The sequence below is a fragment of the Burkholderia sp. Bp8984 genome (assembly GCF_003853755.1).
Lineage (GTDB): Bacteria > Pseudomonadota > Gammaproteobacteria > Burkholderiales > Burkholderiaceae > Burkholderia.
On sequence record NZ_QTQN01000026.1, the window covers coordinates 27,873 to 50,135 of the forward strand.

Here is a 22,263-nt window from a genome sequence, read left to right on the forward strand (position 1 = left end):
TCCCCGATCGGCGACGCGTCGTCGGTCGTTTCAATAAGTGCATATACATAGGTGAATCGATGGAAACGACCCAAGCCGCTGCCTCCCGCGAGGCAGCCACAACCGACCGGCCGGCAAAGCAGCGCCGCGTGCCGTGGATGCGGATCGCGGTGGCCGCCGTCGTCGTCGCGGTCGCGGCCGCGGCGCTCGACTGGCTGTTCGTGCTGCGTTTCCAGGAGAGCACCGACGATGCGTATGTCGGCGGCGACGTGACGGTGCTCGCACCGAAGGTGAACGGTTTCGTCGACAAGATCCTCGTGACCGACAACCAGCGCGTGAAGGCCGGCGACGTGCTCGTGCAGCTCGATGCGCGCGACTACGATGCGAAGCTCGCTCAGGCGAACGCGGAAGTCGACAGCGCGCGCTCCGCGGTGGCCGAACTCGAAGCGAAGCAGCAACTTCAATACGCGGTGATCGGCCAGCATGCGGCGGACCGGAATGCGTCGTCGGCCGAGCTCACGCGCGCGTCGTCCGATCGCGTGCGCTACCGCGAGCTCGTGAAATCCGATGCGGTATCGAACCAGATCGTCGAGCGCGCGGACGCCGATTACTCGAAGGCGGATGCGGCCGTCGCACGCAGCGACGCCGCGCTGCTCGCGTCGAAGCGGCAGCTCGACGTGCTCGGCGCGCAGCTCGCCGATGCGCGGGCCCGCGTGAACACGGCACTCGCCGCGCAACGCGTCGCGGCGCTGAACGTCGAGTACACGACGATCCGCTCGCCGGTCGACGGTTACGTCGGCAACCGCACGGGCCGCGTCGGGATGCTCGCGAACGTCGGCGTGCCGCTGCTGACGGTCGTGCCCGCGGCCGGGCTGTGGATCGACGCGAACTTCAAGGAAGACCAGCTGCGCAAGATGCACTCAGGCGATCGCGTCGACGTCACGCTCGATGCGTCGAGCACGCGCCTCCACGGCCGCGTCGACAGCCTGGCGCCCGCGACCGGCGCGACCTTCAGCGTGCTGCCGCCCGAGAACGCGACCGGCAACTTCACGAAGATCGTCCAGCGCGTGCCGGTGCGCGTGCATCTCGATCCGCAGCCGGGCATCGAGCACGTGCTGCGCCCCGGTCTCTCCGCGGTCGTGACCGTGCATACCGACCACGCGAACTGAACGGGAGCCTGCGATGACCACTGCGATTTCCGGCGACCCCGCGTCGCAACCGACCAGGCAGCGCGTCTTCGCGTTCGCGCTGATGTGCGTCGGCTTCTTCATGGCGACGCTCGACATCCAGATCGTCGCGTCGTCGCTGCGCGACATCGGCGGCGGGCTCTCCGCGAGCCAGGACGAGCTGTCGTGGGTGCAGACGGCCTACCTGATCGCCGAGATCATCGTGATCCCGATGTCGGGCTGGCTGTCGAAGGTGATGTCGACGCGCTGGCTGTTCACCGCGTCGGCGGTCGGCTTCACGATCACGAGCATGCTGTGCGGGCTCGCGTGGGACATCAACTCGATGATCCTGTTCCGCGGGATGCAGGGTGCGCTCGGCGCCGCGATGATCCCGACCGTGTTCACGACCGCGTTCGTGCTGTTCCCGGGCAAGCAGCGGCTGATCGCGTCGACGACGATCGGCGCGCTCGCATCGCTCGCGCCGGCGATCGGGCCGGTGATCGGCGGCTGGATCACCGATCAATGGTCGTGGCACTGGCTGTTCTACCTGAACCTGGTGCCGGGCATCGCGGTGGCCGCGCTGGTGCCGCGCTACGTGCACATCGACGCACCGGACCTGAGCCTCGTCAAGCGCGGCGACTATCTCGGCATCGTGCTGATGTCGGGCTTCCTCGGCTGCCTCGAATACGTGCTCGAGGAAGGCCCGCGCAAGAACTGGTTCGGCGATCACGTGATCGTGTTCTGCGCGTGGATCTCCGCCATCTGCGGCTTCCTGTTCATCGTGCACGCCCTGACCGCGGAAGACCCGATCGTCGACCTGCGCGCGCTCGCCGTGCGCAACTTCGGGATCGGCAGCCTGCTGTCGTTCGTGACCGGTATCGGGATCTTCGTCACCGTGTTCCTGACGCCGCTGTTTCTCGCGCAGGTGCGGGCGTTCAGTTCGCTGCAGATCGGCATCGCGCTGCTGTCGGTCGGCGCGTTCCAGCTGCTCGCGCTCTGCGCGTATGCATTCGCCGCGCGCTACTTCAGCATGCGCGCGCTGCTCGTGTTCGGGCTGATCTGCTTCGGCCTCGGCTGCTACCTGTACACGCCGATCACGCACGACTGGGGCTGGCGGGAACTGCTGCTGCCGCAGGCGCTGCGCGGCATCGGCCAGCAGTTCAGCGTGCCGCCGATCGTGACGATGGCGCTCGGCTCGCTGCCGCAGTCGCGACTGAAATCGGCGAGCGGCCTGTTCAACCTGATGCGCAACCTCGGCGGTGCGATCGGCATCGCGGTGAGCGCGACGATGCTCAACGACCGGCTGAACTTCCACTACCTGCGCCTGAACGAGCATGTGAGCGCCGGCGAGCCGCAAGTCGCGTCGCTGCTCGACCGCCAGGCCGCGTACTGGACCTCGGTGGCCGGCAACACGCTGGATACCGCGCAGGCCGGCCTCGCGAACCTGCACCGCCTGATCTATCGGGAAGCGCTGACGCTCACCTACGCGGATGCGTACTACGCGCTGTCGCTGTGCTTCGTGGTCGCGCTGGTCGCCGTCGCGTTTTCCCGTCCCATCACCCTCAACGCGCCGCCGCCGGACGCGCACTGAAGCCAAGGTCGTCATCATGAAAAAGCTACTCGTCGCGCTGGCCGTCAGCGCCTTCGCCGCAGGGTGTGCGGTGCAGCCCGCGCAGCATCCCGCGCTGCACGATTCCGTCCAGTCGCTCGCGCCGGCCGCGTGGGACACCGACGTGCCGCGCGCCGACATCGACGCCGCCGCGTGGTGGGCGCAGTTCAACGACCCCGTGCTCGACCGGCTGATCGCGACCGTGCTCGACGGCAACCTCGATCTGCAGGCCGCCGCCGAACGCGTGAAGCAGGCGCAGGCGCTGACCGTGCAGAAGCGCGCGGTGCTGCTGCCGGAACTCGACGCGACCGCGCATGCGGCCGACGCGCGCCAGAACACGCCGCCGCCGCTCGGCTACGTGCGGCAGGCCGGTGCGGGGCTCGCGCTGAGCTGGTCACCCGACGTGTTCGGCGGCGAACGGCTCGACCTGCTGGCCGCGCAGGCCGAGCTGGTCGGGCAAAAGCATGCGGAAGACGCGATGCGGCTCGCGCTCGCCGCCGATGCGGCATCCGCCTATGTCGACCTGCGCTGGGCGCAGCAGGAACTGAAGATCCTGCAGGACAACGCGGCGATCCGCCGGCATGCGCTCGAACTCACGCGCAAGCGGCAGGCGTTCGGGCTGTCGACGGAACTCGACGTCACGCGCGCGCAGAACCAGCTCGATGCGCTGGAGGCGCGGATTCCGCCGACGCAGGCGCAGATCGCGCATCAGCTCAACCTGATCGCCGTGTATTCGGGCCGCACGCCCGAATCGGTCGACCGGCTCGTGCTCGCGCAGGCCGGCGCCATTCCGGCGCCGCCGGCCGGATCGCCCGCCACGCTGCCGTCGCAGGCGCTGCTGCGCCGGCCGGACGTGCTGACCGCTTACGCACAGGTCGAGCGGCGCGCGGCACAGGTCGGTGTCGCGAAGGCCGAGCGGTATCCGAAGTTCTCGCTGAACCTGACGGACGGGATTCTGGCCGCGTCGTATCTCGGCTTGCCGACGCTGACCGACAACCTGTTCAGCGCGGCGCTGAGCGCGACGAGCCCGATCTTCAACGCGGGGCGGATTACCGCCGATATCTCGCAGAGCGAAAGCCGGATGCGCGAGTCTGAACTCGGGTTGCGGCAGACGATGCTGCAGGCGTTGCGGGAGGTCGAGGATGCGCGCGCGAACCTCGTCAGCAGCGATGCAGCGACGCAGCGGCTCGGCAGCGCGCTCGCGGCTTCGGACAAGGCGCTCGGGCTGGCGAACCAGCTCTACAAGGGCGGCGCGACGGATTTTCTGGACGTGCTGTCGGCGCAGGAGGTGTATCTGCGGGATTCGGACGCGCTCAACCAGGTCAGGCGCGAGCATGCGCTGGCGGCGGTCGCGTTGTATCGCTCGCTCGGGGGCGGGTGGAGCAGGAATGATGCGGCCGGTGGGCCCGAGGTGGAAGCCGTGGCGAAGAACTAGGCGCGATCACGATACGGCGCCGGCCTCGACACGTGCCGGGGCCCCGCTCTTCGGCCGCACGATCCCGGGCATTCGACCGACAACGCGATCAAGCAAGCCGCCAACCACGCGATTGCAAATTCGCGTATGCCGGAGGACGAGGTCATCCCGCGTCGGGCCAACGGTAACCGATCACTTCGTTCAGCGGGTACGCAAGCTCGCGTACCTCTTCAAGCTGATTGCCGCCGAACAGATGCACGTGCTCGTCGTCGTGGCGCAAGTAGAACCCGACATGCCCTTTCCAGCTCGCGGGATCGTCACGCGTCAGGATCGCGATGCAGCCGTAGACCGGGCGGTCCAGCGGGCGGCCCCATTCGAGCCACGAACGCGCGAGCGCGGACCCCGTGCCGCGGATGCCCGCATGCGTCATGCACCAGTTGACGAACGAAGAGCACCAGGAAATCTTGTCGTCGTAGCCGACCAGATTCGTCCGGTTGTTGTACTCGACGATGCGCGGGTTCACGCTGCCGGGCGGATGGCGGCGGATGCCGAGTTCGGCCAGGGCGACGGCCATCCACGGCGGATCGGCGGCGTCCGGGTTGCGCTCAGGATTTGCTCGGGTCACGTCGTTCTCGGGCGAGTGTGATGTGCGTGCAATCTTCGCACGGATGCGGAGGTCGGCACCACCGTTCGGTCAGCCCAGGCCTCTCATGTACGCCACCCGCTTCGACGCCGGGATGGCGTCATGCGCCGCCGGCGTCGAAAGGAAAATCCGGTAACCCGAATCGAGCGCGCGGCTCCAGTCGGGAGGTACGGAGTCGATCGCACGCGAGGTTCGGGCGCGCATTGTTGCGCGCCCGGGCGACTCACATGCGTCGGGTATCCGGTCCCACGGCGCTGCCTTTAACCGCGCGTATCGACCCAGTTGCGTGCCCAGCGTTCCGAGTGCCGCAATGCCTGCGCTTCACTCGCGAAGTAATCGAGCGAATAGAACCGGTAGCGGCCTTCGACAGACGCGCTATCGATGCGCTCGAGCAGCAGGTTGGCTGAAAAACTGCCATCGGGCAAACGATGCGCCGAGGGCCGGACGGCATAGCCGTTGTATTGATGATTTTGTGTGTTTTGCATTTTTAATTTTAATAATGTTCGGCTGCGCGCGTGCCGTGCGAAATGTGCACGGATGCGCCGATCCAACGCCATTGCGAGCTGAACCCGAAGCAGTCGGAAAGCGAAAATACGGCGCTGCGGCCGGAGGGGGAACGAAGTGCAGCGAGGTGTATGGCGCCTGGTTGGCGGCTCAATGAGCAGACGCAGCCGGAAACGAGCGCGCCAACTTTACGAGACCAAGCTCCGTGCGGATGTCGCTGCGGCCCGGCGCCCATCGTGGGATGGCCGGGCCCTTCAGACTTTACAGCGGCTTGATGTTGGCCGCTTGCAGACCCTTCGGGCCTTGCTTCGTCTCGAAGCTCACTTTCTGGTTTTCGGCCAGCGTCTTGAAGCCGTCGGCACGAATTTCCGAGAAATGAGCGAACAGGTCGTCGCCGCCGTTGTCCGGCGTGATGAAGCCAAAGCCTTTGCTGTCGTTGAACCACTTGACGATACCGGTATCCATGAAGATTCCTTGAGAAAAATGAAGATTTGCCCTGCTGGAGAGCGCGTGAAGCATCAAGGAGGGAGAGGACAACGAATACCGCTGAGGAGAGCGAGCAATTGATGAACAGCAATCGGACTTCTTGGACTTCGACGCACACACTAACTGCCGGGGAGATGCGCGTCAACGGCTAACTTGTAACTGTTTTACCCCGCGACCCGCTGTTCGGGCGAAGCGATGCGGCCCTGACTGACGGCGCGCGTGGCCTGGCCGGGCGCGCGTTGCACATGATCTCCGCACGAACGGGCCGATCGGCAACGATTTTCCCGCCTTCCGGTTTCCGTTCGATCCGCCCGTATCGTGTCGACAGCCTCCTCCGATTCCCTGCGCCCATGACGTCGTCGTGCTCGCCGGAAATCCGCTCGACGATATCGGCCTCGTCGCGGGAGAAGGCGAACGTGTCGCGTACGTGCTGCAGCGGGGCAAGATCGTGAAGGCCCGGGCGGCGGCCTTGCGCTGACCGTCCGCGCGGGCCGGCCGGCAATCGTCGGCCGGCCCTGCCCGTCACTCGACCGTCACCGATTTCGCCAGGTTCCTCGGCTTGTCGATATCCGCGCCGCGCAGGCACGCGGCGTGATACGCGAGCAGTTGCAGCGGCACGACGTGCAGGATCGGCGACAGCAGCCCGTAGTAATCTGGCATCCTCATCACCGACACGCCTTCGCTGCCGTCGATCCGCGTATCGGCATCGGCGAACACGTACAGCTGACCGCCCCGCGCCCGCACTTCCTGCATGTTCGACTTGAGCTTCTCGAGCAGCGCGTCGTTCGGCGCGATCGTCGCGACCGGCATCGCGTGTGTCACGAGCGCGAGCGGCCCGTGCTTCAGCTCGCCGGCCGGATACGCTTCCGCGTGGATATACGAAATCTCCTTCAGCTTCAGCGCCCCTTCGAGTGCGATCGGGTAATGCAGCCCGCGCCCGAGAAACAGCGCATTCTCGTGCCGCGAGAATTCCGCGGCCCAGCGCTCGATCTGCGGCTCCAGCGCGAGCACGTCGTCGAGCGCGCCCGGCAGCCGCCGCAGCTGCGTCGCATAGCGCGCAAGCTGCGCATCGTCGACGTAGCCGCGCAACCGGCCGAGCGTCACCGCGAGAATGAACAGCGCGACGAGCTGGGTCGTAAACGCCTTGGTCGACGCGACGCCGATTTCCGGGCCGGCGCGCGTCAGGAACCGCAGGCTCGTCTGCCGCATCATCGCGCTGGTCGGCACGTTGCAGATCGCGAGCGTATCGATATGCCCGAGCGCCTGCGCATACTTGAGCGCGGCGAGCGTGTCGGCGGTCTCGCCGGATTGCGACACGCCGACCACGAGCGTATTCGGCAGCGCGAGCGCATCGCTGTAACGGTATTCGCTCGCGATCTCGACCTGCGCCGGCAGGCGCGCGATCGTCTCGAGCCAGCGGCGCGCGGTCAGGCCGGAATAGTGACTCGTGCCGCACGCGAGGATCAGCACGTTGTCGATCTGCTCGAACGCGCGCGCGGCATCGGGGCCGAACGCCGCCGGATCGAACAGCCCCGCATCGGGGATGGTCGCGGCCACGGCCCGCGGCTGCTCGAAGATCTCCTTCTGCATGAAATGCCGGTACGGTCCGAGCTCGACCGAGCCTTGCGTCGACGAGACGGTCTGGATCGGACGATCGACCGGCGTGCCGCCGCGTTCGAGAATGCGCACGCCGCCCGGCGTCAATTCGACGATGTCGCCCTCCTCGAGAAAGATGAAGCGGTCGGTGATGCCGGCGAGCGCGAGCGCGTCGGACGCGAGGAAGCATTCGTCGTCCTTCAGGCCGACGACGAGCGGCGAGCCGACCCGCGCGCCGATCAGCCGCTGCGGCTCGTGCTTGCTGAACACCGCGATCGCGTATGCGCCGTGCAGCTGCGACGTCGCATCGCGCACGGCGGCGAGCAGGTCGCCGTGGTACTTGCTGTGGATCAGGTGGGCGACGACCTCGGTGTCGGTCTGGCCATCGAACTGGTAATGCTCGTCGGACAGTTGCCTGCGCAACGTCTCGTGATTCTCGATGATGCCGTTGTGCACGAGCGCGATCTCGTCGCGCGAGAAGATCGGATGCGCGTTGCAGGTGGCGGGCGCGCCGTGCGTCGCCCAACGGGTGTGCGCGATGCCGGTGCTACCGGACAGCCCGGCGCTGCGCACGTGCGCGTCGAGATCGGCGACGCGCGACACGCTGCGTTCGCGGCGCGCCTGGCCGTCGACGACGGTCGCCACGCCGCATGAATCGTAGCCTCGATACTCGAGGCGGCGCAAACCTTCGATCAGAATCGGAACGACGTTCCGTTGCGCGACCGCGCCGACGATGCCACACATGACACGTCTCCTTCCCCTGTTTCCGTTGATCGACCGTGCGCTTCTGTATCAACGCGATCCGGTCACCGTTGTCTTCGCCATCGTGAACCCGCATGGGCGGGAGCGAGCGGGGCGGCATCGGCGTAATGGCCGGCACACTCCGTCGCGTCGGCAACCTGCCGTGATGCGCGGTCAAGCGCGGCCTGCACGCCGCCCGCCCGGCACGTGTCGTCGCGCCTGGCAGGTTTGTCGTATCGGTATCCCCGCCCTTCCGTCGTCGCTCGAACTCGGACGGGCACGCCTGTCCTCCTGAACAAAGCAAGCGGTGAGCCATGGATCGCCCTGCCCCGTGATGCAATGGCCTGCGGGTACCCGATCGACGGGCTCGCGGCACGGATCGCGTGTTTTTGATTCACCGGTGAATCAGGGTTCACCTCCCCCCTAGCGGGATCTTCCGCCTTCAGTGAACCGAAACGTCGCGCGCCACCCTTTCTGCTGGTCGACCGCTGCAGGCTGTCGTTGCAGGGCTCTTGTCCGGCAACGCTCCGTGCGCGGCATGGCACACATCGACCAACCGACGTGCGGATATGGCCGGCCGGCTCCGGGCGGTCGTTACAGATACGCAACATTTCGCATCGCCCGCTACGGACGATGCGAGCGCCGCGATTCGTCAGGGTCATCCTTCGTGCGGAACCACTGCGTGGCAGCCGACGACGTCCCCCGGGTTGCCCGGACAAAACTCGCATGTCGAAACGCTCCGAGGCGCGTGACACGGCGCATGCGGTTCGATCGGCAGCCAGCGCGCGACGCAAGTCGCCATCCTCCGCATGACGTGACCGGCTCGATGGCGCAAACGGTCGGATTTTTACCCGCACCGCGGCAGGGCGCCGCAATCGCGCTCGTAGCAATTGTGAAACGTTCCCTGGCATTCCACCGGTGCGGCGCGAAGCGGGGCCGGCCACAGGGCCACTGGTTTGAATATTGCTCTATCGGAAGGAGGAACGGGTGCGGGCGCGCAGCGACGTGGAAACGTACGCGGCCTGACCGGCAGACATGGCGATCGACACAGCGAGAAATGCTCATGACGTGATTGACGAGGTGCAACGGGACGGCCGTAGTTCGACGATTGCGTGGCGCAGACCACGCGGACAAAAACGGCGCGCTCGCCCCGCAATACCGCTGCATGTCGCGCGACTGGCGCCGATACATGCGGGGACGGGACGGGTTGCCTGCAACCATGCCTGGCGCCAGACGCCGGATCTTCCGGCGCGAAGATGCTCAACGAGGACATCGATGAAAAAGATCTTGCTTGTGTTCGGAACTCGACCGGAAGCCATCAAGATGGCGCCGCTCGTCCGCGCGCTGAAGGCGCGCAAGGATGTCGATGCCCGCGTATGCGTGACCGCCCAGCATCGGGAAATGCTGGATCAGGTCCTTACGTTGTTCGACATCAAGCCCGACTACGATCTCAACCTGATGCGTCAGAGCCAGACGCTGACCGACGTGACGACCGGCATTCTTCAGGCGATCGGGACCGTCTTCGACGACTTGCGTCCGGACGTCGTGCTGGTGCACGGCGACACGACGACGACGCTGGCCGTCAGTATCGCGGCGTTCTACCGCTATCTGCCAGTCGGGCACGTGGAAGCGGGCCTGCGCAGCGGCGACATCTGGTCGCCGTGGCCGGAGGAATTGAATCGCCGCGTGACCGATGCGGTGTCGTCATGGCATTTCGCGCCGACGGGCCAGGCGCGCGACAACCTGTTCAGCGAAGGCGTGCCGGTGGGTGCGGTCGTGATGACGGGCAACACCGTGATCGATGCGCTGCACGACGTCAAGCGCATGCTCGACCACGATAGCGCGCTCCACGACAAGGTCGCCGCACACTTTCCGTTTCTCGAAGCGTCGCGCCGCGTCGTGCTGATCACAGGCCATCGCCGCGAGAGTTTCGGCGAACCATTCCGGCATTTCTGCGAGGCGCTCTGCACGCTCGCGAAGCGCTATCCCGATGCGCAGTTCGTCTATCCGCTGCACTTGAATCCGAACGTGCGCGAGCCGGCGCGCGCGCTGCTCGGCAGCGTACCGAACATCTACCTGATCGAACCCCAGGAATATCTTTCGTTCGTATTCCTGATGTCACGCTCGCACTTCATCATCACCGATTCGGGCGGCATCCAGGAGGAAGGGCCGGCACTCGGCAAGCCGGTGCTCGTCACGCGCGAGACGACCGAGCGGCCCGAAGCGATCCACGCCGGCACCGCACGGCTCGTCGGCACGGACCAGGAGCGGATCGTCTGGGAGGCGTCGCGGCTATTCGACAGCGACAGCGCGTACGAGGAAATGGCGCGCGCGAGCAATCCGTATGGCGACGGCCATGCGAGCGAGCGGATCGTTCATGCGCTGATGCACGCGCCCGGGGCGACCGCAAAGGCGACGAGCTTTTCGATGGGCGCCGCGGAGATGCCGTTCAACCCGCTCACCCTGGGGTTGCAGGCGTTGCGCTCGCGTTGAAGTCGCTCGCCGGACGGCATGCCGACGGTCGGCGACGCGTGATGTCGCCGACCGTCATTCGTCGGACGCGAACCTCCATCCAGCGCTGTCGAATCGCGCCGTGCGAGCGACGGCTGCGACCCGTGTCTGCCGCCCGCTATCCCGCTATCGGACCACGGCATCGGCCATCGATTGCGCCTGCGCGACCAGCCGCGGATAAATCCGCTGGGTCCCCACCTGCCTGGCGAAACACGCCTGCCGCGCGTTCTCGGGCACGCGCGCCGCGCCGCACGCCGCGATCGGGCGCAGCGTCACGCCCCGCCACAGGATATAGACGCGTTGGCCCTGCCGGACCGACACGGCCAGCGTGTTCGGCCCGTCCGGCACGCCGTCCTGGCTTTCGCCCAGCAGCCACGCCTTCACCACGCCGTCGGCCGGCTGCCGCTTGACGGGCAACTCGGCGAAGCGAAACGCGGCGGCATCGTCGCTGAATACGTGCGTGTAAAGCGTTTCGTTGCCGAACATCGCGGCGACGTCGTCGGTCGGCTTGATGCCGGCGTCCGCCGTGCTCGCCCAGGCCTTCAGCAGCGGAACGGTCGTCACGACGAGATGCGTCTTGCCGTCGTCCGACTTGAAGGACAACCCGTCCGGCCCCGGCGGCATCCCGTCGACCGGGCCAACGCTCTGCACCGTGCCCTCAGCCTGCGCAACGAACCCTCTCGCCCTGACCGTGCCAATTAGTTTGGCGAGCCGCGCGTTCACGTCGGCCGTGTACTGCCGGTCGAGGCCCGCCCGATCCTCCATCCGGGCCGCCGCCACGGCCGCCGCGGCCTGCTTCCGATAGGCAAGATACGCATCCGCCGGCGATGCGATCACCTTCGCCCCGACCGCGGCGAGCACCGCCGCGACCGCCACCGCCCCCACCCCGATCTTCAGTCTTGAAATGCGCTTCATTTTTATGACGTCACCGATTCCCGCGCTGACAGCGAAAACGGCTACCGTATCCCCACGGCAGCCGTCCCCCAGAAACGCGTTCATTCTAACGTCGCGCGGACGCTATTCATTTACCTTGAACGCCGATACCAGGCGCGTCAGATCCGCCGCCTGCTGCTTCAGGCTCTCCGCGGCCGCGGCGCTTTCCTCGACCAGCGCCGCGTTCTGCTGCGTCATCTGATCGAGCGACTGCACCGCATCGCCGATCTGGTCGATGCCCGCGCTCTGCTCCAGGCTCGCCTCGGCGATCTCGCTCATCATCGCGCTGACGCCCTGCACCTGCGACACGACATCGCGCATCACCTTCCCGGCCTCGCCGACGAGCCGCGACCCGGTGCTCACCGTCCCCGCACTGTGCTCGATCAGCGCCTTGATCTCCTTCGCCGCCTGCGCGCTGCGCTGCGCGAGGTTCCGCACTTCCGCCGCGACGACCGCGAACCCGCGCCCCTGCTCGCCGGCGCGGGCGGCCTCGACCGCCGCATTCAGCGCGAGGATGTTGGTCTGGAACGAGATGCCGTCGATCATCACGATGATCTCGGCGATCCGCCGCGACGCATCGCTGATCTGCTCCATCGTGGTCACGACTTCGCCCACGACCTGCCCGCCGCGCGTCGCCGTGTCAGCGGCGCCGGTGATCAGCTGCGCGGCCGTCGTCGCGGTTTCGGTGTTGTTGCGCACGACCGCCGTGATTTCCTCCATCGACGAAGCCGTCCGCTCGAGGTTGCCCGACTGCCCTTCGGTGCGTTCGCTGAGGTCGGCATTGCCCGACGCGATCTGCGCGGACCCGGTCGCAATCGACGCGGACGCCGCGCGGATCCGGTGGACGAGCGTCGACAACGACGATACGAAACGGTTGAACGCGTCCGACAGCTGGCCGATCTCGTCCTGGCTTTCGACCGTCATCCGGCGCGTCAGGTCGCCCTGGCCGCTCGCGATGTCCGACAGCAGCGTCGCCGCGCGGCGGATCGGCGCTGCGATCGCACGCCCGACCAGCCAGATCACGACCAGCGCGACGCCGAGGCCCGCGATCGCGGCGACGAGCGACGCACTGCGAATCGCACGCGTCACCGGCCCGAGCAGCTCGGCCTGCGGCACTTCGACGACCACGTACGCATTCAGCTCCGGAACGAACGACGTCGCGATGAAGCGCGCGCCGCCGTCGCCGTCGTAGCTCAGCGTCGCATACGGCTTGCCGGCCAGCAGCGTCGACGATGCGTCGCCGGGCAGGCCCGGTTCGTCCTTCAGGAAGTGCTTGCCGTCGATCAGCGACGCATCGCGATGCATCATGATCGCGCCGTCCGGCCGCACGAGGTACGCAAACCCGGTGTCGCCGATCCGGTATGCGGCGATTCCCTTCGCGAGCGCGTCGACGGACAGGCTCATGCCGGCCGCGCCGATCGGCGTGCCGTCGAGCTCCACCCGGCTGTTGATGAACATCATGTAGCCGCCGGCCGTGACCTCGCGGTCCATGTTCACCTCGTAGGCCTTGCCCGACGCGAGGAAATCCGTCAGCCACCGATCCTGGTCGGTGACCTTCCGCTGCAGGCCGGCTTCGTTGTAGTAGTTGCCGCTCTTCACCGACACCCACTGCACGGACGCCGCCTTCTGCTCGTCCTTCACGTTCTTCGCCAGCTGAATCCAGCTGCGCGTGCCGGCATCGGGTTCGCCGTCGGCCTCCCATTGCAGCAGGAACGCATCGCGCGCAAGGAGGCGCGACGCGGCAATCGGCCCGGCCATCTGCCGCTGCACGTCGGCGCGGATGCCGCTCACGGCCGTCGGCAGTTCCTCGCGGACGACGCGATCGCGCACGGCGTTGCCGATCAGACGGACGCTCAACCCGCTCGAAATCGCGACGAACACGAGCAGGCAACTCGTCATGCTGAGAATCAGCTTGTTCTGAATGGACAGCTTGCGCCAGAAATGCATGGGGAACCCTCGATAACCGCTCGGTCTGAGCCAGCCTGGGTTATCGGCAGGCACGCGCGGAATCGCATCGCCGGGTTCACATGTTCGTCATCCGAGATCCGATATGTCGTCGACGGGCGGCCGTCGCGCGCCCGTCGAGATTCGCGCGCTCAATACGCGACGAAGATCGTCACCCGCCGGTTGCGCGCCCGCGCGGCCGCATCGTCGCCCGCGACGAGCGGCTGCGTATCGGCCCGCCCGATCGCGGCGAGCCGGTGCGGCGCGACGCCGCGATCGGCCAGATAGCGCACGACGCTGCCCGCCCGCGCGGACGACAGCTCCCAGTTCGACTCGTATTTCGCGTTCGCGATCGGCACGCTGTCGGTATGCCCTTCGACGAGGATGTCGCCGCTCGCATGCGCGCTCAGCGCCTGCGCGATCTGGCTCAGCACCGGTGTCGCGTCCGGCAGCAAGCGCGCATCGCCGACGTTGAACAGGATCTTCGCGTCGATGCCGATCTCGATGCCGTGCGGCGCGCGCACGAGCGAGATGCGGCCGGTCGTCTTCAGCGCGTCGAGCGATGCGAGCCACGCGGGCATGCGCCCGGTCGCTGCGTCGGGCGCGCTTGCCGTCCCGCCGTCATGCCGCGCAAGCGTCTGATAACGCGCATCGAGCGCGTTGTATTTCGCGAGCTGCAGCACGTACAGCGCGAGAAACAGCACCATCAGCGTCGTGACGAGATCCGCGTAGGAAATCAGCCAGCGCCCGGACTGCGTGCCTTCGGCCTCATCGTCGTCGCGCCCGGCCGCGGCCGAACCCGCGCGCGCGCCGTCAGTTCGAGCGGTCATGTCGAAGCTCCCGGTGCGTCATGCGAGCGATTCCGCCGCGCGGCCGCGCACGTCGCCGGTCAGCCGCGTCTCGATCGTGTGAGGCGACTCCTTGCGCGAGATCGCGAGCAAGCCGTCGAGATACAGCTTGCGGAACCGCAGTTCGCTGTCGATCTGCGCGCGCAGCTTGCCGTAGAGCGGCAGAAACACGAGGTTCGCGAACGCGAGGCCGTAGAGCGTCGCGATGAACGCGACCGCGATGCCCGGCCCGAGCTGCGCCGGTTCGAGAATATGGCTCGTCACCTGCACCAGCCCGAGCACCGAGCCGAGAATGCCGAACGTCGGCGCATAGCCGCCGGCCTGGTGCCAGACGCGCGCGGCCGCGAGGCGGCTGCGCTCGTAGGCGTCGAGCTCGCGCTGCAGCGCGTCCTCGAGCACCGCGGTCGACACGCCGTTCGCGAGCAGTTCGAGCCCGCGCCGCGCGAACGGATGGATGCCGCTCACGTCCATCGATTCGAAGGCGAGCAGCCCGTCGAGCTTCGCGCGATCGCCCCACTCCAGCAGGTCGGTCAGGTGCTTGCGGTCGACTTCCTGCGCGCGCACGAACGCGAGCCGCAGCTGCTTCACCGCATCGAAGAAGCGCGCCCACGTATTCTGGATCATCACCGCGCCGAGCGTGCCGCCGAGCACGATCACGAGCGCTTCGAACTGGAACAACATTGAAAAATGTCCGCCTTCCAGCGCGAAGCCGAACACGATCGCCACGCCGCCGAGCAGCACGCCGGCCAGGGTCAACAGGTCCATGGATGTCTCCGTCGGGTGGGCGTTACGCGGCGGATGAAGCCGGCGGCACGGACGCCGCCGGCGCCTTGGCCGCGCGCACGGCATCGAGCACGCGCCGCTCGATCTCCTCGATCTCGATCGGGTCGAGCTTGAGCTCGCGGCGCATCACCCACGACACCTCGTTGCGCCGCGCTTCCGTCATCACCGAGAACAGCTTGTCGGCCACCGCGCGATCGTCGAGGCTCGCGATCAGCTTCGCGAGATCGTACGTATCGAATGCGCTGATCACGTCGAACAACGTGCGCTGGTCGACCCCCACGAGATCCTCGAGCGCGCGCACGTCGCCGCCGGCGCGCGGGCTGCGCCGCGAGAAATACGCGACGCCTTTCTGCCCGACGTAACCGAGCACCTTCGACTTGCGGAACGCGAACACCTCGTCGGCGATCTCGCCGTGCGACAGCTTGTTGAGCAGCAGCTTCCGGTCGACGCCGATCAGCGCTTCGAGATCGGCGAGCTCGATCAGCTCCAGCTCGCTGTTGATCGACACGTCGAGATCGTGATCGGCAACCTGCTGCGCGCGATCGACCACGCGCGCCGCATCGAACGTGACGGTCTGGCGCGCATCCGACGACGCCGGGTAATCGGCCGCGCCGCCGGCATGGTCGCCCTGCGCGGCTTCGATCGTGACGAGATTGAGCTTCTCCATGCGGCGCAGCATCGCAAGCACGTGCGGGCGCGAATGGCCGGCAATCGCGCGGCACCGGCGGATCACCTCCGCGAGCGGCACCGACACCTCCGCATGTGCCTGCATCGGCCGCCGCGACCACGCGTCATCGGAGCCGCGCGCGTCGGCGCCCGCCATCAGCGACAGCACGTGCGCATACGACAGCACGCCCGGCATGAAGTCGGCATGCGTATAGGTCGCGAGCTGGTCGTCCTTGCGCTTCACGCGCCGGATCATCGTGCGCACGATGTGGCGAAGCAGCGCCGACACGTGCTCGATTTCCTCGTCGATCGTCGCGGCCGGCACGACCGTGAGCTGGCAGAACGACAGCGCCTTCGCGGTATGCGCGCGCGGCTCGGCGGCGAGCAGCGCCGATTCGCCGAAGAACTCGCCGCGCCCGAGCGTCGCGACGACGACGCGCTTGTCGTCGCAGCGCGTCGACAGCTCGACCTTGCCGTCGGCGATCAGAAAGATGACGGGCTCGCCGGCGAAGCCCTCCGAGTAGATGATCTCGCCGGGCGCGGCCGTACGCGTCCACGATTGCTGACGATTCATGTTGGTTCCCCTGCAGCGCTGGTTGTTGCGGACTGCGCGTCGCATGTCACATGCATGCGATCGGCAGTCATCCCCGTGCCCGTTTAACGTCATCGGCGCCGGCATCCTTTAGCGAAATCCTGCGCGTTACCGACGAAAATCAACGTGAAACGTTTGCGGATTGCCAGCATCGTCAGCAGATTCTTCGATGCGTGCGCTTGCGTGCGGCACCGCCCGTGAGCGGATCACCGCCTGGCCATCGCGAACGATGCGGCCGATCGTGAGCACGGCAGTGTTGACGATGGCGAAGTCGATGTCGAAGCCGATGTCAAAGCCGATGTCGAAGTCGAAGTCGAAGTCGAAGTCGAAGTCGAAGTCGATGCCGACGCCGAAGCCGAAGCCGATGTCGAAGCCGACCGCGAAGCCGAAGCCGAATCGCAGCGCGTATACCCGAATGCGCCACCACGCCCGGTCGTCAGGAGATTCGCCGTTCCGCCGGTCGTCCCGATGCCCGCTTGCAAACGTTTCGGGATGCTGCGTTTTTGATCGCCAGCCAGCCGCGCAGCAATTTCCATTCCGCAGCATCCGCCCCCTTATTGCGCATATCGTCCGATAATTACCTTTTATTTTCGTCTAAAATCGCGCTTCTTCTTACCTTAGGACGGAACCGAAGTTTTGATTAAACTGACGAAAACCATCTCACGCACGGCCATTGCCGCATGCGTTGCTTATGCCGGGCTGATACCCTTGTCCCAAACCGCCAACGCCCAGGTCGAACCGCTGAAGAATCCGGTCTACGGCGTCACGCTCGATGACCTGACGAAACTGGATGCGATCATCGCGTCGCTGCAGAACCTGCCGTACCGACCGACGGTGCGCGTCGTGTTCGATCCGGGCACGTCGGCCGCCGACTACTACGCACCGCTGCTGCGCCTGCACTCGGTCGCATACGTGATGGGCGAAGTCTACGATTCGTACTATTTCCCGACGGATATCACGACGTACAAGGCGCGCACGCAGGAACTGGTGTCGCAGCTGAAGAACACGGTCGACGTGTGGGAAATCGCCAACGAAATCAACGGCGAATGGCTGCGCAACGATCCGAGCGGCACGAACACCGTGGTCAATTCGGAAGAGCAGCAGATCGGCCAGATGGTCGCCGCGGCCAACACGATCGTCAAATCGAACGGCGGCAAGACTGCGATCACGCTGTACTACAACGACGACAGCAAGGGCAACAACTGCTGGGAGAAGCCGCAGGATTACTGGAAGACGTGGCCGACCGCGTTCCTGCCCGCAACGGTTCGCCAGCAGGCCGACTACGCGCTGTTCAGCTACTACCCGTACCAGGATTGCCCGGGGCTGAATCCGTCGTGGAACAACGACTTCGCGGCGCTGGAAAGCATCTTCCCGAACGCGAAGGTCGGCTTCGGCGAAATCGGCACGTCGGATATCGCGGCGCCTGCGTCGGTGCAGCAGAACCTGATCAAGACCTACTACCCGATGGTCAACAGCATGACCGATCCGCGTTTCATCGGCGGATTCTTCTGGTGGAACTACGTCGAGCAGATGCTTCCGTATTCGACCAGCTCGTACTTCCAGCTGCTGCGTCAAACGATCATCACGCTCAAGTCGCCCAGCTGATCAGCCTCACCATCGAGTCGCCTGATCGTCAGCGCAGTTGCTCAGAACCACAATGTCGCGCGTACCACGAGACCACGTGCGCGTGCCGCTGACGTCAACCCGAACCGGTATTGCACCGTCACGTCGAGATAGCTCGCCGGCGCGGTATACCTGCCTTCGCGAAACCAGTACCTGAACTGGACCCCTGGCCCCGCACCGATTGCCGTCTTGTCAGGCTGACGGTTGTCGTGATCGCCCGCCACCGCGGCGTGCGGGTAGACGGTCAGCCGGTCGCTGATCATCGGCAAGCGCCACGTGTGCCCGTAACGCAACTCCGAATAGATGATGTAACGCCCGGCATTGATGAAGTACGCACCTTCTACATAGGCCTGCCAGCTGCGCCAGCTCGGTTCGGTGACCCGCAGGTCGGTGCCCGCCTCCGACGAGTAACCCAGGCGCATCAGCCAGTCCGTCATCGACAGGCTGCCGATATGGAACAACCGCTCGGCGGTCACCACCACGTTCTGATCGGGTATCGGCTTGTAGCGCACGCCCACCGACCCCTGCACGGTCGGCATGCCGGTCACGTTGCCCGTGCCGTCGTAGGCCGTGCCGTATCCGCGCACGAAGAACTGAAGAATGCGGCCGTTCCGATAGCCGATCTTCGGCGGCTGCCAATACGCCTCGATACCCGGCTGGAGCACGCTGATCGTGCCTTGCGGGCCGAATGCGGCCGACTGGTATGGCGCACTCAGCACGAAACCCCAGGTGCGCTCGAGTTGCTCGACCTCTCGCCGATAGCCGAACTTGCGCTGCGCGTCGAACGCATGTTCGTTTTCGTCGGCGTCGAGACTCTGCTCGAACATCTGGACGGACTGCTCGTTCAAGCCGATCCGCTTGGCCGCATAGCCGGCGTCCGCGTAGTTCATCGCGTTGCCGGCGCCACCGGCGAAACCTTCCTGAAATGCGTCGAGCGCCTCGCGATCCTTGTGTTCGCGCAGGAGATCATAGGCGTGCTGCAAGGTCCGTTGCGCGGTATCGTCCACCGGCACCTCGGGCTGCTGATCGGCTTGCCGCGCCTGTGCCGCGATCGACTCGGCCATGCTCCGCTCGGCATCGGTCGATGCGTCGCCGGCCGCCAGCTCGGCCACGCGGAGCGCGCTGTCGTGGTCGCCCGCCTGCAAGCTCATCTGCGCGATACGCAACTGAATCACGGCGGATTTTTCATCAGCCAGCGGCGCCAGCGCGACGCCGGCCTCGTGCGGACGCTTCGCCGCGAGCGCACTGTCCGACCACGCGAGGCGCAAGTTGCGCTGCTGCTCCTTGCTCCAGTTTCCAGTCGCGACGGCCGCCGCGAAATTGCTGCACGCGACGTCGTAGCGCATCTGCCGCTGCGCCAGATAGCCATGCTGCGCCAGTACCGCCGCGCTTTTCGGAAAACGAACGCTAAGCGATTCCAGCAGCGCGTCCGCTTCGTCGACTTTCCCTTCGCGCCGGTACACATCCACGAGCAACAGCCCGAGTTGCTCGCTTCCCGGCTGAATCTTGAGGGCGCGCAACGCGTACGCTTCCGCGCGGGGCAGGTCGCCTGCGTTGATCGCCTTGTAGGCGCCATCGGCGAGCCGATAGGCTTTGGGGTTGAGCTGCTGGGCGGCGGATGCCGGCGCCTGCCAGGCGAGCGACAGGGCAATGGCCAGCGCGCTCAAGCGTGCGCAGCGCTTGAGGCCGGCCGCGATCGGACGTGTCGAGCGCTTCATGCCTGTTCTCCCGACGGCTTTTTCACCGGCACTGCCTGCTGCGTCGCGCCGTCGCCGTCGCGCAGCCGCGCGATTTCGACGAAGCGCGAGTGCCGGCCAAGTTCGGCGGCGATCTCCGCATCGCAGGCAATGAAGTAGGCAACGTTCGTTCGGGCGCCGCGCCGCACGACGTCCTGTTCGTCCTGCGTGAGCGGCCGCCCTACCGCGACGTTCAGCGTCCCGTCGGCGGCGGTCGAAAACGGGACGACACGATACGCGTACTGCAGCTCGAATGCCAGCGAGTCCGCGAAGTGGCCCACCGCCACGTTGCCGAGGCTTACCCGCGGCAGATCGGCCTGCTCGGCGATCGCATCCGCCAGCGATTCGGTGGACAACGCACTGGCTTCGAGCAACAGTTCGCCCAGCCGCTTGCCGCATGTCAGTTGCCGCTCGAGGCCGTCCTCCAGTTGCGCCGGGGAAACCACGCCCCAGCCGACCAGGATCTCGCCGATCTTGTGGCGCACTTTCCCGAGTTCTTCGTTGGACAGGTATGTGTGACTGGTCTTGTCCCATGCGATCGGCTTGCCGCTCACCAGGTGGCCGACATAGATGCGCCACGCGCGACTCACCGCGCAGAAATTGATCAGGTTGTTGACGAACATCCTCGGGATCGAGAGCAGCCCCTGGAGCGGGCCGTTCAGCTTGCTGACGAAGTAGAAGCGCTGTCCGGCACGGGCGAACAGCATGAGGGTGTTGACCCACAGCAGCGGCGTGACCCAGGCACTGGCCGTCACGAGGTGAGCGCTGGCGGGAATGACGTGACCGGCATTCTGAAGAAAGGAAAGCAACACGAAGTTGAGCAGCACGCCATAGGCAATCACCGAAAACAGCGACGTCACGATGCCCTTGCGATCGTGGAAGAACATGTAGCGGGTGAGGAAGTCGCCCTTCCAGCCGAGTTGCTCCCAGCCTTGAAACGCAATGCCGAGAATCCAGCGCGCGCGCTGCCGGTAGGCGGTGCGGAATGTCTTGGGAAAGTACTCGCGCGTGGCCAGCAGGTTTCGACCGGCGGCACCGTCCTTGGCGCGATTGCCGCCGGCATCGCGCACGATGTCCGAAAGCGGCGTGCGGGCGAAGGTTTCCTTCATGCCGAGGTCTCTCAAGCGAAAGCTGAAGTCATAGTCCTCGGTCAGCGAACTCGTGTTGAACGGGCAACCGTTGCGCTCCTTCATCGCCGCTTCGATCGAACGCCGGCTGTAGCACGATGCAACACCCGCGCCCGGCACGACCCCGGTCAAGCGTGCCCGCACCGGCACGTCCTTCTGGTGCGTTTCGCTGAAATCGTCGAGATAGCAGCCGGCGACGAACTCGTTCCATTTCCGGGGCAATGACAGCACGGGAAGCTGGACCAGATCGCTCTCCGCCACCGCATGGTTGAGGTACTTGAGTTCGACCGGGTGAATGACATCTTCGCAGTCGTGCATGACGACGCCCGCGAACTGAATATGATGGACCGCTTCGTAACGCAGGATCGCCTCGAGAATCCAGTTGAGGCAGTCCGCCTTGCAGGTCGGCCCGTCGTTCATGACCGTGGCACGCGTCACCCTGCCCGGATACCGGCGGACCATCCGTTCGACTTCCGCCGTGGTTTCGGCGTCGTTGTGATAGGTGCCGACGAAGATGACATACCGCTCGTACTCGATGGTCGCCAGCGTGTTTTCGATCATCTTGGCGATCACGTCGTACTCTTTCCATGCCGGCACCATGAGTGCGAGATGGCGCTCTTCCAGCGCGCGCAGCATGCCGATGTCGACGGTCTGCGATTTCTCGCGACGCAGGATGCGCCCGATTTCGAATGACCAGTAACAGCCATCCAGCGTCAGGTCATCCAGCGTGCTGACCAGGATGACGAGGGCGGTCACAATGGCGACAAGGTTGAGCGCATATAAATACGCACTCCATATCATATTATCCATTACCTTTCCGCGATTTTCGCTCGTCTGTATTTCTTCTCCGCACACCAACGGAAGACGAAACCGCCCTGTCCCCGTCGACCCCGTCACGTCCACTCTTGCGGCTAACGCCACATCCGTTCTCGTCGTTCTCAAAAGACTCGAGGCTGCCTGGAGCGCTATTGATACGACCACGCAACATCACCAAAAATGCAACGTGTTCAGTGGATGACTTTTGACAGCCGGTTTCCCCGCTTGCCTGCATTCGTCCCCTGCGTGCGCCGGCGCTTGCAGCCGCCCCCCGATCCAGCGCCTTGCAGTGCGCCCCATACACCGCCTCTTCGATACACAGCGCTTCAAGCAAGTCGTGCGCCATCGTCCACCACCCTTGCGCCTTCCGGGTACCGGGCGTGTGCCGCACACGATCGGCGAATCGAAACCGAGCCAAATGTTTCAGTGCTGAAACATGCGGACCGGCGTTCCGAATATGAGACGTTTGGCAGGTTCTCTACCCTCGCCCCCGATCATCGCGACCGGAGCGCGTCACGCGATTCCGTCGATCCTGGACGGACGGAT

Annotated in this window: 17 protein-coding genes; 5 read left to right on the top strand and 12 right to left on the bottom strand. The window is 65.8% G+C overall.

Annotation, left to right across the window (positions count from 1 at the left end; genetic code table 11):
- The first annotated feature begins 59 nt into the window (after positions 1-59).
- Genes DID98_RS24395 through DID98_RS24405 form a run of 3 tightly spaced genes read left to right on the top strand, consistent with a single transcriptional unit; the run spans position 60 to position 4,189 of the window.
- Positions 60-1,148 carry an HlyD family secretion protein gene (locus DID98_RS24395; protein WP_124571602.1) on the top strand — a complete coding sequence of 363 codons (1,089 nt, stop codon included), beginning with the start codon at positions 60-62 and terminating at the stop codon, positions 1,146-1,148.
- Between the two features lie 13 nt (positions 1,149-1,161).
- Positions 1,162-2,736 (top strand): DHA2 family efflux MFS transporter permease subunit, encoded by a 1,575-nt coding sequence (locus DID98_RS24400; RefSeq protein WP_044847570.1) that lies wholly within the window; start codon positions 1,162-1,164, stop codon positions 2,734-2,736.
- Between the two features lie 16 nt (positions 2,737-2,752).
- Positions 2,753-4,189 carry an efflux transporter outer membrane subunit gene (locus DID98_RS24405; protein ID WP_124571603.1) on the top strand — a complete coding sequence of 479 codons (1,437 nt, stop codon included), beginning with the start codon at positions 2,753-2,755 and terminating at the stop codon, positions 4,187-4,189.
- Between the two features lie 142 nt (positions 4,190-4,331).
- On the opposite strand, the gene DID98_RS24410 is transcribed toward DID98_RS24405, so the two are convergent.
- From DID98_RS24410 to glmS, 4 genes are all read right to left on the bottom strand, one after another.
- Positions 4,332-4,742 carry a TIGR02594 family protein gene (locus DID98_RS24410; protein WP_124488821.1) on the bottom strand — a complete coding sequence of 137 codons (411 nt, stop codon included), beginning with the start codon at positions 4,740-4,742 and terminating at the stop codon, positions 4,332-4,334.
- Positions 4,743-5,071: 329 nt separating this feature from the next.
- Positions 5,072-5,296 (bottom strand): hypothetical protein, encoded by a 225-nt coding sequence (locus DID98_RS24415; RefSeq protein ID WP_044847573.1) that lies wholly within the window; start codon positions 5,294-5,296, stop codon positions 5,072-5,074.
- A 280-nt stretch (positions 5,297-5,576) separates the two neighbouring features.
- Positions 5,577-5,780 carry a cold-shock protein gene (locus DID98_RS24420; RefSeq protein ID WP_006485974.1) on the bottom strand — a complete coding sequence of 68 codons (204 nt, stop codon included), beginning with the start codon at positions 5,778-5,780 and terminating at the stop codon, positions 5,577-5,579.
- Between the two features lie 543 nt (positions 5,781-6,323).
- On the bottom strand, positions 6,324-8,141 hold the full coding sequence (glmS, locus tag DID98_RS24425) for a glutamine--fructose-6-phosphate transaminase (isomerizing) (RefSeq protein WP_124520329.1): 1,818 nt from the start codon (positions 8,139-8,141) through the stop codon (positions 6,324-6,326).
- Between the two features lie 1,272 nt (positions 8,142-9,413).
- On the opposite strand from glmS, the gene wecB reads away from it, so the two are divergent.
- Positions 9,414-10,631 carry a non-hydrolyzing UDP-N-acetylglucosamine 2-epimerase gene (gene wecB / locus DID98_RS24430; RefSeq protein WP_124488785.1) on the top strand — a complete coding sequence of 406 codons (1,218 nt, stop codon included), beginning with the start codon at positions 9,414-9,416 and terminating at the stop codon, positions 10,629-10,631.
- 144 nt (positions 10,632-10,775) lie between these two features.
- Here the strand turns inward: wecB and DID98_RS24435 are convergent, their stop codons facing one another.
- From DID98_RS24435 to DID98_RS24460, 6 genes are all read right to left on the bottom strand, one after another.
- Positions 10,776-11,564, bottom strand: a complete 789-nt coding sequence (locus DID98_RS24435) for a hypothetical protein (protein WP_124488822.1) — start codon at positions 11,562-11,564, stop codon at positions 10,776-10,778.
- Between the two features lie 102 nt (positions 11,565-11,666).
- Entirely contained in the window at positions 11,667-13,529 is a 1,863-nt protein-coding gene (locus DID98_RS24440) for a methyl-accepting chemotaxis protein (RefSeq protein ID WP_124523780.1), read from the bottom strand.
- A gap of 149 nt (positions 13,530-13,678) precedes the next feature.
- The gene (locus tag DID98_RS24445) at positions 13,679-14,356 is read right to left on the bottom strand and encodes an OmpA family protein (protein ID WP_124520332.1); all 678 of its coding nucleotides are present in this window, start codon (positions 14,354-14,356) and stop codon (positions 13,679-13,681) included.
- 18 nt (positions 14,357-14,374) lie between these two features.
- Positions 14,375-15,139 (bottom strand): flagellar motor protein, encoded by a 765-nt coding sequence (locus DID98_RS24450; RefSeq protein WP_044847579.1) that lies wholly within the window; start codon positions 15,137-15,139, stop codon positions 14,375-14,377.
- A gap of 22 nt (positions 15,140-15,161) precedes the next feature.
- Complete coding sequence (locus tag DID98_RS24455) at positions 15,162-16,397, bottom strand: Crp/Fnr family transcriptional regulator (protein WP_044847580.1); 1,236 nt, start codon at positions 16,395-16,397, stop codon at positions 15,162-15,164.
- 126 nt (positions 16,398-16,523) lie between these two features.
- Complete coding sequence (locus tag DID98_RS24460) at positions 16,524-16,961, bottom strand: hypothetical protein (protein ID WP_124520333.1); 438 nt, start codon at positions 16,959-16,961, stop codon at positions 16,524-16,526.
- Positions 16,962-17,051: 90 nt separating this feature from the next.
- Between DID98_RS24460 and DID98_RS24465 the strand changes: the two genes are divergently transcribed.
- Entirely contained in the window at positions 17,052-18,020 is a 969-nt protein-coding gene (locus DID98_RS24465) for a hypothetical protein (RefSeq protein WP_409333446.1), read from the top strand.
- 41 nt (positions 18,021-18,061) lie between these two features.
- Here the strand turns inward: DID98_RS24465 and DID98_RS24470 are convergent, their stop codons facing one another.
- Together DID98_RS24470 and DID98_RS24475 are read right to left on the bottom strand one after the other, a co-directional pair.
- Positions 18,062-19,756: a bacteriophage N4 adsorption protein A gene (locus DID98_RS24470; protein WP_124520334.1), complete on the bottom strand. Its 1,695-nt coding sequence runs from the start codon at positions 19,754-19,756 to the stop codon at positions 18,062-18,064.
- Complete coding sequence (locus DID98_RS24475) at positions 19,753-21,711, bottom strand: glycosyl transferase family protein (protein ID WP_124520335.1); 1,959 nt, start codon at positions 21,709-21,711, stop codon at positions 19,753-19,755. Before DID98_RS24475 ends, DID98_RS24470 begins: the two co-directional genes overlap by 4 nt.
- Between the last annotated feature and the right edge of the window lie 552 nt (positions 21,712-22,263).

Excerpts from the sequence above, each read along its gene's own strand:
- DID98_RS24395 (WP_124571602.1), top strand. The coding sequence starts at position 60 with ATGGAAACGACCCAAGCCGCTGCCTCCCGCGAGGCAGCCACAACCGAC.
- DID98_RS24400 (WP_044847570.1), top strand. The coding sequence starts at position 1,162 with ATGACCACTGCGATTTCCGGCGACCCCGCGTCGCAACCGACCAGGCAG.
- DID98_RS24405 (WP_124571603.1), top strand. The coding sequence starts at position 2,753 with ATGAAAAAGCTACTCGTCGCGCTGGCCGTCAGCGCCTTCGCCGCAGGG.
- DID98_RS24410 (WP_124488821.1), bottom strand. The coding sequence starts at position 4,742 with ATGGCCGTCGCCCTGGCCGAACTCGGCATCCGCCGCCATCCGCCCGGC.
- DID98_RS24415 (WP_044847573.1), bottom strand. The coding sequence starts at position 5,296 with ATGCAAAACACACAAAATCATCAATACAACGGCTATGCCGTCCGGCCC.
- DID98_RS24420 (WP_006485974.1), bottom strand. The coding sequence starts at position 5,780 with ATGGATACCGGTATCGTCAAGTGGTTCAACGACAGCAAAGGCTTTGGC.
- glmS (WP_124520329.1), bottom strand. The coding sequence starts at position 8,141 with ATGTGTGGCATCGTCGGCGCGGTCGCGCAACGGAACGTCGTTCCGATT.
- wecB (WP_124488785.1), top strand. The coding sequence starts at position 9,414 with ATGAAAAAGATCTTGCTTGTGTTCGGAACTCGACCGGAAGCCATCAAG.
- DID98_RS24435 (WP_124488822.1), bottom strand. The coding sequence starts at position 11,564 with ATGAAGCGCATTTCAAGACTGAAGATCGGGGTGGGGGCGGTGGCGGTC.
- DID98_RS24440 (WP_124523780.1), bottom strand. The coding sequence starts at position 13,529 with ATGCATTTCTGGCGCAAGCTGTCCATTCAGAACAAGCTGATTCTCAGC.
- DID98_RS24445 (WP_124520332.1), bottom strand. The coding sequence starts at position 14,356 with ATGACCGCTCGAACTGACGGCGCGCGCGCGGGTTCGGCCGCGGCCGGG.
- DID98_RS24450 (WP_044847579.1), bottom strand. The coding sequence starts at position 15,139 with ATGGACCTGTTGACCCTGGCCGGCGTGCTGCTCGGCGGCGTGGCGATC.
- DID98_RS24455 (WP_044847580.1), bottom strand. The coding sequence starts at position 16,397 with ATGAATCGTCAGCAATCGTGGACGCGTACGGCCGCGCCCGGCGAGATC.
- DID98_RS24460 (WP_124520333.1), bottom strand. The coding sequence starts at position 16,961 with ATGCTGCGGAATGGAAATTGCTGCGCGGCTGGCTGGCGATCAAAAACG.
- DID98_RS24470 (WP_124520334.1), bottom strand. The coding sequence starts at position 19,756 with ATGAAGCGCTCGACACGTCCGATCGCGGCCGGCCTCAAGCGCTGCGCA.
- DID98_RS24475 (WP_124520335.1), bottom strand. The coding sequence starts at position 21,711 with ATGGATAATATGATATGGAGTGCGTATTTATATGCGCTCAACCTTGTC.